Annotated in this window: 12 protein-coding genes; 9 read left to right on the top strand and 3 right to left on the bottom strand. The window is 61.7% G+C overall.

The features are described 5' to 3' along the window. Positions 1-10 precede the first annotated feature (10 nt). The 6 genes from fadB to AC07VG_RS20220 all read left to right on the top strand — a co-directional run bounded on the left by fadB (position 11) and on the right by AC07VG_RS20220 (position 7,617). The gene (gene fadB, locus AC07VG_RS20245) at positions 11-2,158 is read left to right on the top strand and encodes a fatty acid oxidation complex subunit alpha FadB (protein ID WP_495004091.1); all 2,148 of its coding nucleotides are present in this window, start codon (positions 11-13) and stop codon (positions 2,156-2,158) included. A 29-nt stretch (positions 2,159-2,187) separates the two neighbouring features. Continuing rightward, positions 2,188-3,363 carry an acetyl-CoA C-acyltransferase FadA gene (fadA, locus tag AC07VG_RS20240; RefSeq protein ID WP_495004090.1) on the top strand — a complete coding sequence of 392 codons (1,176 nt, stop codon included), beginning with the start codon at positions 2,188-2,190 and terminating at the stop codon, positions 3,361-3,363. Between the two features lie 84 nt (positions 3,364-3,447). Continuing rightward, positions 3,448-3,684, top strand: a complete 237-nt coding sequence (locus tag AC07VG_RS20235) for a DUF1653 domain-containing protein (RefSeq protein WP_040063192.1) — start codon at positions 3,448-3,450, stop codon at positions 3,682-3,684. Positions 3,685-3,798: 114 nt separating this feature from the next. Next, positions 3,799-6,414 carry a type I DNA topoisomerase gene (gene topA / locus AC07VG_RS20230; protein WP_495021755.1) on the top strand — a complete coding sequence of 872 codons (2,616 nt, stop codon included), beginning with the start codon at positions 3,799-3,801 and terminating at the stop codon, positions 6,412-6,414. Between the two features lie 268 nt (positions 6,415-6,682). Beyond that, positions 6,683-7,204, top strand: a complete 522-nt coding sequence (locus tag AC07VG_RS20225) for a DUF6586 family protein (protein ID WP_495002732.1) — start codon at positions 6,683-6,685, stop codon at positions 7,202-7,204. 176 nt (positions 7,205-7,380) lie between these two features. Beyond that, positions 7,381-7,617, top strand: coding sequence for a hypothetical protein (locus AC07VG_RS20220; protein WP_040063188.1), 237 nt, complete (start codon positions 7,381-7,383; stop codon positions 7,615-7,617). A 105-nt stretch (positions 7,618-7,722) separates the two neighbouring features. Here AC07VG_RS20220 and sulA read toward each other — a convergent pair whose 3' ends face one another. Both sulA and lexA read right to left on the bottom strand, forming a co-directional pair. Further along, a complete protein-coding gene (gene sulA / locus AC07VG_RS20215; RefSeq protein ID WP_495002731.1) occupies positions 7,723-8,196 on the bottom strand; it encodes an SOS-induced cell division inhibitor SulA in 474 nt (157 codons plus the stop codon). A gap of 10 nt (positions 8,197-8,206) precedes the next feature. Then, positions 8,207-8,815 carry a transcriptional repressor LexA gene (gene lexA, locus AC07VG_RS20210; RefSeq protein WP_248800523.1) on the bottom strand — a complete coding sequence of 203 codons (609 nt, stop codon included), beginning with the start codon at positions 8,813-8,815 and terminating at the stop codon, positions 8,207-8,209. Positions 8,816-9,066: 251 nt separating this feature from the next. On the opposite strand from lexA, the gene AC07VG_RS20205 reads away from it, so the two are divergent. The 3 genes from AC07VG_RS20205 to AC07VG_RS20195 all read left to right on the top strand — a co-directional run bounded on the left by AC07VG_RS20205 (position 9,067) and on the right by AC07VG_RS20195 (position 11,735). After that, positions 9,067-9,780 carry a TetR/AcrR family transcriptional regulator gene (locus AC07VG_RS20205; protein ID WP_495002730.1) on the top strand — a complete coding sequence of 238 codons (714 nt, stop codon included), beginning with the start codon at positions 9,067-9,069 and terminating at the stop codon, positions 9,778-9,780. Positions 9,781-9,985: 205 nt separating this feature from the next. Next, a complete protein-coding gene (gene nagZ / locus AC07VG_RS20200; protein ID WP_495002737.1) occupies positions 9,986-10,984 on the top strand; it encodes a beta-N-acetylhexosaminidase in 999 nt (332 codons plus the stop codon). Between the two features lie 10 nt (positions 10,985-10,994). Beyond that, positions 10,995-11,735 (top strand): S-methyl-5'-thioinosine phosphorylase, encoded by a 741-nt coding sequence (locus AC07VG_RS20195; RefSeq protein ID WP_495002729.1) that lies wholly within the window; start codon positions 10,995-10,997, stop codon positions 11,733-11,735. Positions 11,736-11,881: 146 nt separating this feature from the next. On the opposite strand, the gene AC07VG_RS20190 is transcribed toward AC07VG_RS20195, so the two are convergent. Continuing rightward, a complete protein-coding gene (locus tag AC07VG_RS20190) occupies positions 11,882-14,575 on the bottom strand; it encodes an SNF2-related protein (RefSeq protein WP_495002736.1) in 2,694 nt (897 codons plus the stop codon). Position 14,576: the final 1 nt, after the last annotated feature.

Below are 14,576 nucleotides of genomic sequence, written 5' to 3'. Positions count from 1 at the left end.
AGATCAGTTGATGATTTACGAAGGTAAAGCCATCACGGTTAAGGCTCTTGAAAGTGGCATCGTCGAACTGAAGTTCGACCTCAAGGGTGAGTCCGTCAACAAGTTCAACCGTCTAACCCTGAGCGAATTGCGCCAGGCCGTGGACACCCTCAAGGCTGATGCGTCCGTCAAGGGCGTTATCGTCAGCAGCGGCAAGGACGTCTTTATCGTTGGCGCCGACATCACCGAATTTGTCGACAACTTCAAGTTGCCGGATGCCGAGTTGGTGGCCGCCAACCTCGAAGCCAACAAGATTTTCAGCGATTTCGAAGACCTGGCCGTGCCGACTGTCGCCGCGATCAATGGCATCGCCTTGGGCGGCGGTCTGGAAATGTGCCTGGCCGCGGATTTCCGCGTCATGTCCAGCAGCGCCAAGATCGGTCTGCCGGAAGTCAAGTTGGGTATCTACCCGGGCTTCGGCGGCACCGTCCGTCTGCCGCGCCTGATCGGTGCGGACAATGCCATCGAGTGGATTGCCGCGGGTAAAGAGAACCGCGCCGAAGACGCCCTGAAAGTCGGCGCCGTCGATGCCGTGGTCGCTCCGGAAAAACTCCAGGAAGCGGCTCTGGAACTGCTCAAGCGCGCTATCTCCGGCGAGCTCGATCACAAGGCCAAGCGCCAGCCGAAGCTGGACAAGCTCAAGCTCAACGCCATCGAGCAGATGATGGCCTTCGAAACCGCCAAGGGTTTTGTTGCCGGTCAAGCCGGTCCGAACTACCCGGCTCCGGTCGAAGCCATCAAGACCATCCAGAAAGCCGCCAACTTCGGTCGCGACAAGGCCCTGGAAATCGAAGCCGCCGGCTTCGTCAAACTGGCCAAGACCTCGGCTGCACAAAGCCTGATCGGCTTGTTCCTGAATGACCAGGAACTGAAGAAAAAGGCCAAGGCCTACGACGAAATCGCCAAGGACGTGAAACAGGCCGCCGTATTGGGCGCCGGTATCATGGGGGGTGGTATCGCTTATCAGTCGGCCTCCAAAGGTACGCCGATCCTGATGAAGGACATCAACGAACACGGCATCGAGCAGGGTCTGGCGGAAGCCGCGAAGTTGCTGGTCGGGCGCGTTGATAAAGGCCGCATGACCGCGGCGAAGATGGCGGAAGTGCTCAACGGCATTCGTCCGACCCTGTCCTACGGTGACTTCGGTCATGTCGACCTGGTGGTCGAGGCGGTCGTCGAGAACCCTAAGGTCAAGCAGGCGGTACTGGCGGAAGTGGAAGCCCAGGTCAAGGAAGATGCCATCCTGGCCTCCAACACCTCGACCATTTCCATCAGCCTGCTGGCCAAGGCCCTCAAGCGTCCGGAAAACTTCGTCGGCATGCACTTCTTCAACCCGGTGCACATGATGCCGCTGGTGGAAGTGATCCGTGGCGAGAAGTCCAGCGAACAAGCGGTCGCCACCACCGTGGCCTACGCCAAGAAAATGGGCAAGAACCCGATCGTGGTCAACGACTGCCCGGGCTTCCTGGTCAACCGTATCCTGTTCCCGTACTTCGGCGGCTTCGCCAAGCTGGTCAGCGCTGGTGTCGACTTCGTCCGTATCGACAAGATCATGGAGAAGTTCGGCTGGCCGATGGGCCCGGCCTACCTGATGGACGTGGTCGGCATCGACACTGGCCACCATGGCCGTGACGTGATGGCCGAAGGTTTCCCGGATCGCATGAAGGACGACCGTCGTTCGGCGGTGGATGCCCTCTACGAAGCCAAGCGCCTGGGCCAGAAGAATGGCAAGGGCTTCTACGCCTACGAGACCGACAAGCGCGGCAAGCAGAAGAAAGTCGCCGATTCGTCGGTGCTGGAAGTGCTCAAGCCGATCATCTACGAGCAGCGTGAAGTGACCGACGAGGACATCATCAACTGGCTGATGGTCCCGCTGTGCCTGGAAACCGTGCGCTGCCTGGAAGACGGGATTGTCGAAACCGCCGCCGAAGCCGACATGGGTCTGGTCTACGGCATTGGCTTCCCTCCCTTCCGTGGCGGTGCGTTGCGCTACATCGATTCCATCGGTGTCGCCGAATTCGTTGCCCTGGCCGATCAGTACGCCGACCTGGGCGCGCTGTACCACCCGACCGCGAAGCTGCGTGAAATGGCCAAGACTGGCCAGCGGTTCTTCGGTTAAGCGCCCACACTAGAGCGAGAGTGAACGATATGAGCTTGAATCCTAGAGACGTCGTGATTGTCGACTTCGGTCGTACTCCGATGGGCCGCTCCAAGGGCGGCATGCACCGCAATACCCGCGCCGAGGACATGTCGGCGCACCTGATCAGCAAACTGCTTGAGCGCAACGTCAAGGTCGACCCGAACGAAGTCGAGGACGTGATCTGGGGCTGCGTGAACCAGACCCTGGAGCAGGGCTGGAACATCGCCCGCATGGCCTCGCTGATGACCCAGATCCCGCACACCGCCGCCGGCCAGACCGTCAGCCGCCTGTGTGGCTCGTCGATGAGCGCGCTGCACACCGCCGCGCAGGCGATCATGACCGGCAACGGTGACGTCTTCGTCGTCGGCGGTGTCGAACATATGGGCCACGTCGGCATGATGCACGGTGTCGATCCGAACCCGCACATGTCGCTGTACGCGGCGAAAGCCTCGGGCATGATGGGCCTGACCGCGGAAATGCTCGGCAAGATGCACGGCATCACCCGCGAGCAGCAGGACGCCTTTGGCGTGCGTTCCCACCAGTTGGCTTACAAGGCCACCGTGGAAGGCAAGTTCAAGGACGAGATCATCCCGATGCAGGGATATGACGAGAACGGCTTCCTCAAGGTCTTCGACTACGACGAAACCATTCGTCCGGAAACCACGCTGGAAAGCCTGGCGGCCTTGAAGCCGGCGTTCAACCCCAAGGGTGGTACCGTGACGGCGGGGACTTCCTCGCAGATCACCGACGGCGCTTCGTGCATGATCGTGATGTCGGCCCAACGTGCCCAGGACCTGGGGATCCAGCCGTTGGCGGTGATCCGTTCCATGGCCGTGGCGGGTGTCGACCCGGCGATCATGGGCTACGGTCCGGTACCGGCGACCCAGAAAGCCCTCAAGCGTGCGGGCCTGGCGATCTCCGACATCGACTTCTTCGAGCTCAACGAAGCCTTCGCCGCACAGGCCCTGCCGGTGCTCAAGGATCTGAAAGTGCTCGACAAGATGAACGAGAAGGTTAACCTGCACGGCGGCGCGATTGCCTTGGGCCACCCTTTCGGTTGTTCCGGTGCGCGGATTTCCGGCACTTTGCTCAATGTGATGAAGCAGAATGGCGGTACCCTCGGGGTAGCCACCATGTGCATTGGCCTCGGCCAGGGCATCAGCACCGTCTTCGAACGCGTCTAAGCGTCTCGTCGAGGGAAGCCGGGGCCTTGTGCCCCGGCTTTTGTTTTTCCGATTTTTTTATTTTTATTTGTAAGGAGCCGATACATGAAATTGGAACCTGGGCTCTATCAGCATTACAAGGGGCCGCAGTACCGTGTTTTCAACGTTGCGCGGCATTCCGAGACCAACGAGGAATTGGTGTTCTACCAAGCCCTGTATGGCGATTACGGCTTTTGGGTACGTCCTTTGAGCATGTTCCTGGAGTCGGTCGAGGTTGACGGCGAACAGGTCCCGCGCTTTGCTTTGGTGCAGGCTGAACCGAGCCTTTTTTCAAGGCCTTGAGGGGAGGGCGCGCAGAACCCTGCGCTTGACCTCACCTTGTAGCCACTATATATAGCGGTGCCGCGTCAGGCGCAGTCCGCCTCTCACTTCTAGCATTCAGGAATTTTCTGATCCATGGGCAAATCGCTGGTCATTGTGGAATCCCCGGCTAAGGCCAAGACCATCAACAAGTACTTGGGTACCCAGTACGTGGTGAAGTCGAGTATCGGCCATATCCGAGACCTGCCCACCAGCGGTTCGGCGAGTGCCACCAAAGAGCCTGCTGCCAAGCGCGGCAAGGCGGCGGTTGGCGAAGCCCCCGTGCTGACGGCGAAGGAAAAGGCGCGCAAGCAGCTGGTCTCGCGCATGGGTGTCGACCCGGACCACGGCTGGAAAGCCCGCTACGAGATCCTTCCCGGCAAGGAGAAGGTGATCGAGGAGCTGCGCCGCCTGGCCAAGGATGCCGACACCATCTATCTCGCAACCGACTTGGACCGCGAGGGGGAAGCCATTGCCTGGCACCTGCGCGAAGCCATCGGTGGCGATGACAGCCGCTACAAGCGCGTGGTGTTCAACGAGATCACCAAAAAAGCCATCCAGGAAGCCTTCTCGGCACCTGGCGAGCTGGACATCGACCGCGTCAATGCCCAGCAGGCCCGCCGTTTCCTCGACCGTGTGGTGGGTTACATGGTCTCGCCGTTGCTCTGGTCGAAGATCGCCCGTGGCCTGTCCGCCGGTCGCGTACAGTCGGTGGCGGTGAAGCTGGTGGTCGAGCGTGAGCGCGAGATCCGTGCCTTCAACCCTGAAGAGTACTGGGAAGTCCACGCCGATCTCGGCACCGCCAAGGGCGCCAAGGTGCGCTTCGAAGTGGCCCGCGAGAAAGGCGAGGCGTTCAAGCCGCTCAATGAGGCCCAGGCCATGGCGGCCCTGGAGAAGCTCAAGGCGTCGGCCTACACCATCGCCAAGCGCGAGGACAAACCGACCAGCAGCAAGCCGTCGGCCCCGTTCATTACCTCCACCCTGCAGCAGGCCGCGAGCAACCGCCTGGGCTTCGGGGTGAAGAAAACCATGATGATGGCTCAACGCTTGTACGAAGCGGGCTACATCACCTATATGCGTACCGACTCCACCAACCTCTCGGCCGATGCCGTGGCGATGGCGCGGACCTATATCGAAGGCGAGTTCGGCGCGAAATACCTGCCGGAAAACGCTAACGTCTACAGCAGCAAGGCCGGCGCGCAGGAAGCTCACGAAGCCATCCGTCCTTCGGATGTGAATACCGACCCGAGCAAGCTGTCGGGCATGGAACGTGATGCCGAGCGTCTCTACGAGCTGATCTGGCGCCAATTCGTGGCCTGCCAGATGCTGCCGGCGCAATACCTGTCGACCACCGTCAGCGTCGCCGCCGGTGACTTCGAGCTGCGTGCCAAAGGCCGTATCCTCAAGTTCGACGGCTACACCCGGGTTCTGCCGCAAATGAGCAAGCCGGGCGACGACGACGTCCTGCCGGACATGGCCCAGGGCGAGGTGATGAAGCTGATCCAGCTCGACCCGACCCAGCACTTCACCAAGCCGCCGGCACGTTACTCCGAAGCCAGTCTGGTCAAGGAAATGGAAAAACGCGGTATCGGTCGTCCTTCGACCTATGCGGCGATCATTTCCACCATCCAGGACCGTGGTTATGTGGCGCTGCACAACCGCCGCTTCTACTCCGAGAAAATGGGCGACATCGTCACCGAGCGCCTGTCGGAAAGCTTCTCCGACCTGATGGACTACGGTTTTACCGCCAGCATGGAGGAGCATCTCGACGACGTGGCCCAGGGTGAGCGCGACTGGAAAAACGTGCTCGACGAGTTCTACGGCGACTTCAAGACAAAGCTCGAAGTGGCGGAAAGCCCTGACAGTGGCATGCGCGCCAACCAGCCGGTGATGACCAATATTCCGTGCCTGACCTGCGGCCGGCCGATGCAGATTCGTACCGCCTCCACTGGCGTGTTCCTCGGCTGCTCGGGCTACAGTCTGCCGCCCAAGGAACGTTGCAAGGCCACCGTCAACCTGGTGCCGGGCGATGAAATCGCCGCCGACGACGAGGGTGAATCGGAGTCCCTGGTACTGCGCGGCAAGCATCGCTGCCCGATCTGCAGCACGGCGATGGACGCCTACCTGCTGGACGAGAAGCGCAAGCTGCATATCTGTGGTAACAATCCGGATTGCGACGGCTACGAGATCGAAGAAGGCAGCTACCGCATCAAGGGCTATGAAGGTCCGAGCCTGGAATGTGACAAGTGCGGCAGCGAGATGCAGCTCAAGACCGGTCGTTTCGGCAAGTTTTTCGGTTGCACCAATGCGACCTGCAAGAACACCCGCAAGCTGCTCAAGAGCGGTGACGCGGCGCCGCCGAAGATGGATCCGGTGAAGATGCCGGAGCTCAAGTGCGAGAAGGTCAACGACACCTATATCCTGCGTGACGGCGCTTCCGGCCTGTTCCTGGCCGCCAGCCAGTTCCCGAAGAACCGTGAAACCCGTGCGCCGCTGGTGATCGAGATCCTGCCCCACAAGGACGAGATCGATCCCAAGTACCACTTCCTGTGTGACGCTCCGCAGAAGGACCCGGACGGACGTCCGGCGGTCATCCGCTACAGCCGCAAGACCAAGGAGCAGTACGTGCAGACCGAAGTGGACGGCAAGCCGACTGGCTGGAAGGCGTTCCACAGCGGCAGCAAGTGGACGGTCGAAGACAAGCGCTCGTAAGCCAGGCGCCTGATGCACTGATCGGCTGTGAACACCAGGAGTGTGGGAGCGGTGCTTGTGTGGGAGCGGAGCTTGCCCGCGAAGCTTTTAGTGGCTTCACCGGCCTCTTCGCGGGCAAGCTCCGCTCCCACAGGTTCTCTGGCGTTTTCAGGCTGTGCTTCCCTCATCAGGGTTTTTACGCGACCTTTTTTTGGGGCTTGCAGTAAACTTGGTCGATCCCTGAAACTGACTGACCTGCCTGTAGCCTTTTTCCATGGAGCGCGCCGTCATGGCCAACGAACTCTATACCCGCACCAACCAGAAGATCTTTTACGCCGGCCTCGCCCTGGAAGCCCTGGGCAAGGCCGAGGCGAGCGGGGCGATGAATGCCCTGGCGCTGATCCAGGCCGAGCGTGAAGCGGCGGTGTTCCATCTGTATGGTGCGCTGCTCGGGCTGTGCCATGAGATTGCCGGTTTCTACCGCTTGCCCCAGGCCGCTGCGCCGCGGGCCGAGTTGTTGCTGACCCGTGAGGTGCTGGAGGCGATCGCCATCCCTGAAATGGCCGAGCTGGTGGAGTTGGCCCATAGCCCGCAAACCTGGCTGGCCCGCTTGATCAGTGCCCATGCCGCGCTGTATCTACCGCCCCAGGCTCCCAGGAAGGTCAAGGGCGACGTGTTGCAGCCGTTGATCGTGGCAGTCAGCCTGGATGAGGACGAGATGCCCGAGCTGGGCCGTGAGGAGCTGGAGAGCTGGCGGCAGAATCTGAAGGCGCTGGCGATCCGTTTCCGCGATGGGCTCAACGAATGCTGAGTGATTGAACGGGCATATGGATGAACAAAGGGCGATTGTTTTGTCGTCTTTTTCTTCGATATAAGTGGTATCCATCTGTCAGATGTTCATCAAGCGGTAAAGAAAGCGCTGCAGTTCCCCTGCGAGGAGCCATCGATGACTGATATAATGATGGCCTTTCGTGGAGAACAGACACTATGCCTACGTCCTTTCTAGAAATTGTCGAGCTGCCGGACGGCCGTATCGAGCTGCGCCGGGCCGAGGACGAAGGTTCTCTGGTGACCCTTAACTTTTCCGAAGATGCCAAGGCATTCCTGCAGGGCCAGCACGTTGAAGTGGCCAAGGCCATGTTGAGCGTGGGCGTGCAGATGGCGGGGCGTTTGGTCGAAGGTGAAATCGAGAAAGACGACGGCGGGCCACGGGTTCTTCACTGAACCGAGGCTCGTCCGGCGCGATAACGTTTCAGATCGGCTTCTCTGTCCTGGAGAGGCCCTGAGGCGGTCGGTGTGTACTATCGGCCCTGACGGCCGTTCAATTCGTCAGCCCAAGCGAATATTCAGACTTTGCGCATCGCCTTGACGAGCCGCGCTGATCAGCTGTTGGCGAGCATGAGCGTTCAGCGGGTTCAGCCAGCTGACCACGGTGTGGCTGCGGCCCAGACGCAAGGCCTCACAGGTCAATTGCTGGGCGTTTTGGGCACTGCTCGGCTGCAGGAGCAGAATCCGTTCGCGGTTGAGTCCGGCATCCCGCAGCCAGGCCTGGGTCAGGCTCGACGGCGGGGCGATCAGGGTCAGCCAGCGGGCTTCCTGGTCCAGGCTCAACTCCCGCAGGATCGGGGCCAGCAGGCTCAGGCAACTCCCGGCAGCGCCCCGCAACGACAGCTCACTGAAAACTTCTGGCTCGGGGCTCCAGGGGGCTTCGACCACCTCTTTGAGCAGGGGCGCGAGGGGTTGCGCCATGAACGCCTCAAACAGGGAAAGCTGTGCGTGTTGTGGGGTTTGCTGGAATTGCATGACGCCTCCTTCAGCGGCGAATGACGCCGACACTCAAACCTTCGATGACGAAGTCCTGATCTTTCAGGTTGACTTCGATGGGGGCGAACTCGGGGTTTTCCGCCAGCAGCCAGACTTTGCTGCCTTCGCGCTTGAAGCGCTTGACGGTGACATCGTCGCCGATCCGCGCCACCACGATCTGGCCATTGCGGGCTTCGCGGCAGGTGTGTACGGCCAGCAGGTCACCGTCGAAAATGCCGACGTCCTTCATGCTCATGCCGTGAACGCGTAACAGATAGTCGGCCCGGGGATGGAAGAAGGTCGGGTTGATGTTGCAAGATTCTTCGACGTGCTGCTGGGCGAGAATCGGTGCACCGGCGGCCACGCGGCCAATGATCGGCAGGGTGGATTCATCGGTCTTGGCTTCGAAGCCGGGGATCCGAATGCCGCGGGACGCGCCCGGGGTCATTTCGATCGCGCCCTTGCGGGCCAGAGCCTTGAGGTGCTCCTCAGCCGCGTTCGGTGACTTGAAGCCCAGCTCCAGGGCAATTTCCGCGCGGGTCGGCGGATAGCCATTGTCATCCAGGCAACGTTTGATAAAGGCCAGAATCTCAGCTTGGCGTGGCGTCAGTTTTATCATTTTGAGCGCTCTGTCTTTTTATACAGTGACTGGGATTATATACAGTGCAAGGCGCTTGGCAATCCTCCTTTTTCTCGCGCCCGCCGGACGGTCACCGGGCTGCACTGTCCGAGCCGGATCGGAGGGATGGCTACAGGCCAGGGTTTGTATGATTTAATGCTTGACCAGCGGGCCACAAATGGACCGCCAGACTTGACATTCGCGAGGCTGAAACGTATGTTTCAAACAAGTGTTTGTCAGGCGGAGTAACCATGGCCCAGTCGGAAACCGTTGAACGCATTCTCGATGCTGCCGAGCAATTGTTCGCGGAAAAAGGTTTCGCCGAGACCTCATTGCGGTTGATTACCAGCAAGGCGGGAGTCAATCTCGCGGCGGTGAACTATCACTTCGGCTCGAAGAAGGCCCTGATCCAGGCGGTGTTCTCGCGTTTCCTCGGACCGTTCTGTATCAGTCTCGACCGTGAGCTGGAGCGACGCCAGGCCAAGCCCGAGGTCAAGCCCGGGCTGGAAGAACTGTTGGAGATCCTGGTCGAGCAGGCGATGGTGGTGCAACCACGCAGCGGCAACGACCTGTCGATCTTCATGCGTTTGCTGGGGCTGGCCTTCAGCCAGAGCCAGGGTCACCTGCGACGTTACCTGGAAGACATGTACGGCAAGGTGTTCCGCCGCTACATGTTGCTGGTCAACGATGCCGCGCCACGGATTCCACCGATAGAGTTGTTCTGGCGCGTGCACTTCATGCTCGGCGCGGCGGCGTTCAGCATGTCGGGTATCAAGGCATTGCGCGCGATTGCCGAGACCGACTTCGGGGTCAACACCTCCATCGAGCAGGTCATGCGCCTGATGGTGCCGTTCCTCGCGGCCGGTATGCGCGCCGACAGCGGTGTCACCGATGCCTCCATGGCGGCGGCGCAGTTGCGCCCACGCAGCAAGTCGACGCCGGTGCCGGCGGTAGCCAAGGTTTAATCTGTTACGGGTGGGCGCGCCGGCTTTGTTCCGCTAAGCTGCCGCCCATGCCTGATTTTTTTCTGTTCCAAGTCCCGCTTGTCCGTTCCCGCTTGCCTGGCGTCGCCCATGGCAAGGCGTTGCCGTGCCTGTCTGTCGACGGCTGGCGCGGTGGTTCGGGAGGGCAATGGGCACTTTTGTCCAAGGATTCCCTATGAGTACTGCCCTGCAAGGCTCCCTGATGGTGGACGTCGCCGGTACCTGGCTGACGGCTGAAGATCGCCAGTTGTTGCGCCAGCCGCAAGTCGGCGGGTTGATCATCTTTGCGCGCAATATCGAGCACCCGCGTCAGGTCCGCGAGCTGAGCGCGGCCATTCGCGCCGTGCGCCCGGACCTGTTGCTGGCGGTCGACCAGGAAGGCGGGCGGGTGCAGCGCTTGCGCCAGGGCTTTGTGCGCTTGCCTGCGATGCGCGCTCTTGCCGACAGTCCGGACGCCGAATACCTGGCTGAGCAGTGCGGCTGGTTGATGGCGACCGAGGTGCTGGCGGCGGGCCTGGACCTCAGTTTCGCGCCGGTCCTGGACCTCGACTACCAACGCAGTGCCGTGGTCGGCAGCCGTGCCTTCGAGGGTGATCCCGAACGTGCGGCGTTGCTCGCCGGAGCATTTATCCGTGGTATGAACAGCGCCGGCATGGCCGCCACCGGCAAGCATTTTCCCGGTCATGGCTGGGCCGAAGCCGACTCCCACGTGGCGATTCCCACGGACGAGCGCAGCCTGGATGAAATCCGCGCCAATGACCTGTTGCCTTTCGCCCGCCTGAGCCGGCAGCTCGCCGCGGTGATGCCGGCCCATGTGATTTATCCACAGGTCGATGCGCAACCCGCCGGCTTCTCGCGTCGTTGGCTGCAGGAAATCCTGCGTGGCGAATTGCAATTTGACGGGGTTATCTTCAGCGATGACCTGTCGATGGCCGGTGCCCATGTGGTCGGCGATGCCGCCAGCCGGATCGAAGCGGCCTTATCCGCGGGTTGTGACATGGGCCTGGTGTGCAACGACCGGGCCGCCGCCGAGCTGGCCCTGAGTGCCGCCCAGCGCTTGAAGGTCCGGCCGTCGCCGCGCATTGCGCGGATGCGCGGCCAGGGGTTCGCCCGCACCGATTATCGCCAGGACCCGCGTTGGCTGACGGCGCTCATGGCGCTCAAAGACGCTCAACTGATTGACTGAGGAAGCTTGCATGACGGTTTACGCAATTATCGGTGGCACGGGCCTGACCCAGCTTGAAGGCTTGAGCATTCGTCAGTCCCTGGCGCTGGACACGCCCTACGGTGCCCCATCGGCAGAGATCCAGATCGGCGAATACGCCGGGCGTGAAGTGCTGTTCCTGGCACGTCATGGGCATCCGCACCGTTTTCCGCCGCATCAGGTGAACTACCGGGCCAACCTCTGGGCGCTGAAACAGGCGGGCGCCGAGGCGATCCTGGCGGTCAACGCGGTGGGCGGGATTCATGCGGCGATGGGCACCGGGCATTTTTGCGTGCCGCATCAGTTGATCGATTACACCAGCGGTCGTCAGCACACCTACTTTGCCGATGATCTGGAGCAGGTCACCCATATCGATTTCAGCTATCCCTACAGTGAAGGCCTGCGCGAGCGGCTGATTGCGGCATTGGCCGCCGAGGGTTGTGCCTATAGCAGCCATGGCGTCTATGCCTGCACCCAGGGGCCGCGCCTGGAGACGGTGGCCGAGATCGCCCGGTTGGAACGTGATGGCTGCGATATCGTTGGCATGACCGGCATGCCGGAAGCCGCGTTGGCTCGCGAGCTGGAACTGGACTATGCCTGCCTGGCATTGGTGGTGAACCCGGCGGCGGGCAAGTCGACGGCAGTGATCACCATGGCCGAGATCGAGCAGGCCTTGCATGATGGCATGGGCCAGGTGAAGTCGACCCTGGCGCGGGTCCTGTCGGGGCTCTAAAGGCAGACCGGGATCCCTGTAGGAGCTGGCTTGCCAGCGATGAGGCCCTCAAGTCGTGCATCGTTCTCGCGGGCGCCATCGCTGGCAAGCCAGCTCCTACATGGGTTCGGTGTTCTAAGGTGAAATAGCGTTGGGCTCAGGCGCGTTCAACGACCTGCTTTCTTGTCCGGCAGCGGCGCGAACAGGGCTTCGATGTCGTCGTTCTGCAGTTGCCAGTCGCCGGTCTGGCGACCGTCGAGCACGCCGGCGGCCAGGTCCGATTTTTCCTGTTGCAGGTGCTGGATCTTTTCCTCCACCGTGCCGCGGGCAATCATCTTGTAGACGAACACCGGCTTCTCCTGGCCGATCCGGTAGGCGCGGTCGGTGGCCTGGTGTTCGGCGGCCGGGTTCCACCACGGATCGTAGTGGATCACTGTGTCGGCCTCGGTGAGGTTCAGCCCCACGCCGCCGGCCTTGAGGCTGATCAGGAAAATCTGCAACTTGCCGCTCTGGAAGTCCTTGACCGGTGTGCGCCGGTCGCGGGTCTGTCCGGTCAGCAGGGCATAAGCCACCCCGCGCTTGTGCAATTCGACCTCGATCAGCGACAGCATCGAGGTGAACTGCGAGAACAACAGGATCCGCCGACCTTCGTCGAACAACTCTTCGAGCATTTCCATCAGGCTGTCGAGCTTGCCAGAGGTGCTGCCGCGTGCGGGTAGGGGCGCGTCGTTGACCAGGCGCAGGTCGCAGCAGACCTGGCGCAGCTTGAGCAGCGCCTCGAGGATAATGATCTGGCTGCGGGCCACGCCCTTGCGGGTAATCTCGGCGCGGACCTTCTTATCCATGGCCAGACGCATGGTCTCGTAGACATCGCGCTGGGCCTCGTTGAGTTCGACCCAGTGGATGATCTCGGTCTTGGGTGGCAACTCGGTAGCCACCTGTTCCTTGGTGCGCCGCAGCAGGAAGGGTTTGATCCGGCCATTGAGGTGCAGCAGGCGGACTTCGCTGGCGTGTTTTTCGATCGGCGTGCGGTAATCGCGGTTGAAACTCTTCACGTCCCCCAGCCAGCCCGGCAGCAGGAAGTGAAACAGCGACCAGAGCTCGCCCAGATGGTTTTCCAGCGGGGTGCCGCTCAGGCACAGGCGTTGCCGCGCGTCCAGTTCACGGGCGGCCTGGGCGGCCTTGCTGCCGGGATTCTTGATGTACTGCGCCTCGTCGAGTACCAGCACGTGCAGCGGCTGGGCCTTGAGCTGTTCGATATCCTTGGGCAGCAGGGCGTAGGTGGTGAGCAGCAGGTCGTAATCCTGCAACTGCTCGAAATGCTTCTTGCGTCCGGCCCCGTAGAGCGCCAGTACCTTGAGCTGCGGGGTGAAATGCGCGGCTTCGTCCTGCCAGTTGGGAATCAGGCTGGTGGGCATCACTACCATGCAGGGGCGATCCAGGCGCCCGGCGAGCTTTTCGCTGAGGATATGCGCCAGGGTCTGCAAGGTTTTGCCCAAGCCCATGTCATCGGCGAGGATACCACCGACTTCCAGTTGCCTGAGCGATTGCATCCAGCTCAGACCCTCGTGCTGGTAAGGGCGCAATGTGGCGTTGAGGCCTTCGGGGATCGCCGCGCTGTAATCGCGGATATCCCGCAGCCGCTGGGCGAAGCCACGGACCTGTTCGCCACCTTCCCACAGCAACGACAGCTCATCCAGCGGATTGAGCCGGGTCGCATCGGCATGGCGCAGGCGCAGACGGGTGGTGCCGGGTTCTTGGAGGTAGAACTCACCCAGGGTGTTGAGCACCGGTCGCAGGCGTCCATAGGGCAAGGCGACCTGGAGCGGCCCGTGGTTGCCACCGGGGGAGGCTGGGATATTCACCAGGATCAGTTCGTCGTCGCGGCGCCGGGCCAGGCGTTCGGGGTTGAGCAGTTCGGTATGCGAACGCACCAGATTCAGCAGGATCGGCAGCAGGCTCAGCCGCTCGCCATTGACGATGATCCCAAGCTCCAGGTCGAACCAGTCGCGCCCGGGGGCTTCGTCGACCGTGGCGTACCAGTCTTGCACGGGGCTGAGGTCGAAACCGAAGTCCTCCTCGATCTGCAGTTGCCAGCCCTGGGCGCGCAGGCCGGGCAGTTCGTTGAGGGTGAAGTTCAGCCAGGCGCTGTCATTGACCATTTCGAACAGCTCGCCAGCACTTTCCGGCAGGGCCTTGCTCTGGCGCGTGGCGATTTTGAACCCGAGCAGGCGCAGCTGTTCGCGGCAGGCCTTTTCCGCTTCGAGCTGGCGCTTGATACGCAGGCTCTGGTGTTCCTGGCGCAGGATGATGTCGGCGTTTTTCTGCCCGCTGACATATTCGCCCAGGTAGTCGAAGGACAGGGCCGCGCGGTGCTGGATATAGCGCTGCATGCGCCCGTTGCGCGGCTCGAAGGCGCTGAATTCGATGCTTGCCAGCCACAGTCGCGGCACTGGCATCAGGTCGTCGATACGCTGTTGCGGCAAGGGCGCCGGCGTGCGCGCATCGAGCACGGCCTGGAGTTTTTGCAGCAGCTCGGCGTCCTTTTCCGCGGCAGGGTAGGCCAGGGTTTCCTGGACTTGCAGCAGCACTGCGGCGGTGTGCTTGCAGCAGTTGCGCACCGGGCAGGTGCAAGTGGCGTCGATCACCAACAGCGTGCCTTTGGCAGACTCGCGCAGGTGAATGGTCTGACGGTAGGTATTACCGCCGGAGCCTTCGCAACTGGCGGTAATGGTGCTGTCACCGGCCTGGACGATCCTCACGCGGTTTTCCAGGGCGTAGCGCCGGCCCCGTTCCAGGCTCTGTTCCTTGAAGCGACTGACCCAGGACGCGGCGAGCGGTTTCGTCAGGGTGGGCGTCAGG

It is taken from the genome of Pseudomonas sp. GW821-FHT03C07 (assembly GCF_059420925.1).
This window is presented reverse-complemented; position numbering and strand designations above follow the sequence as displayed.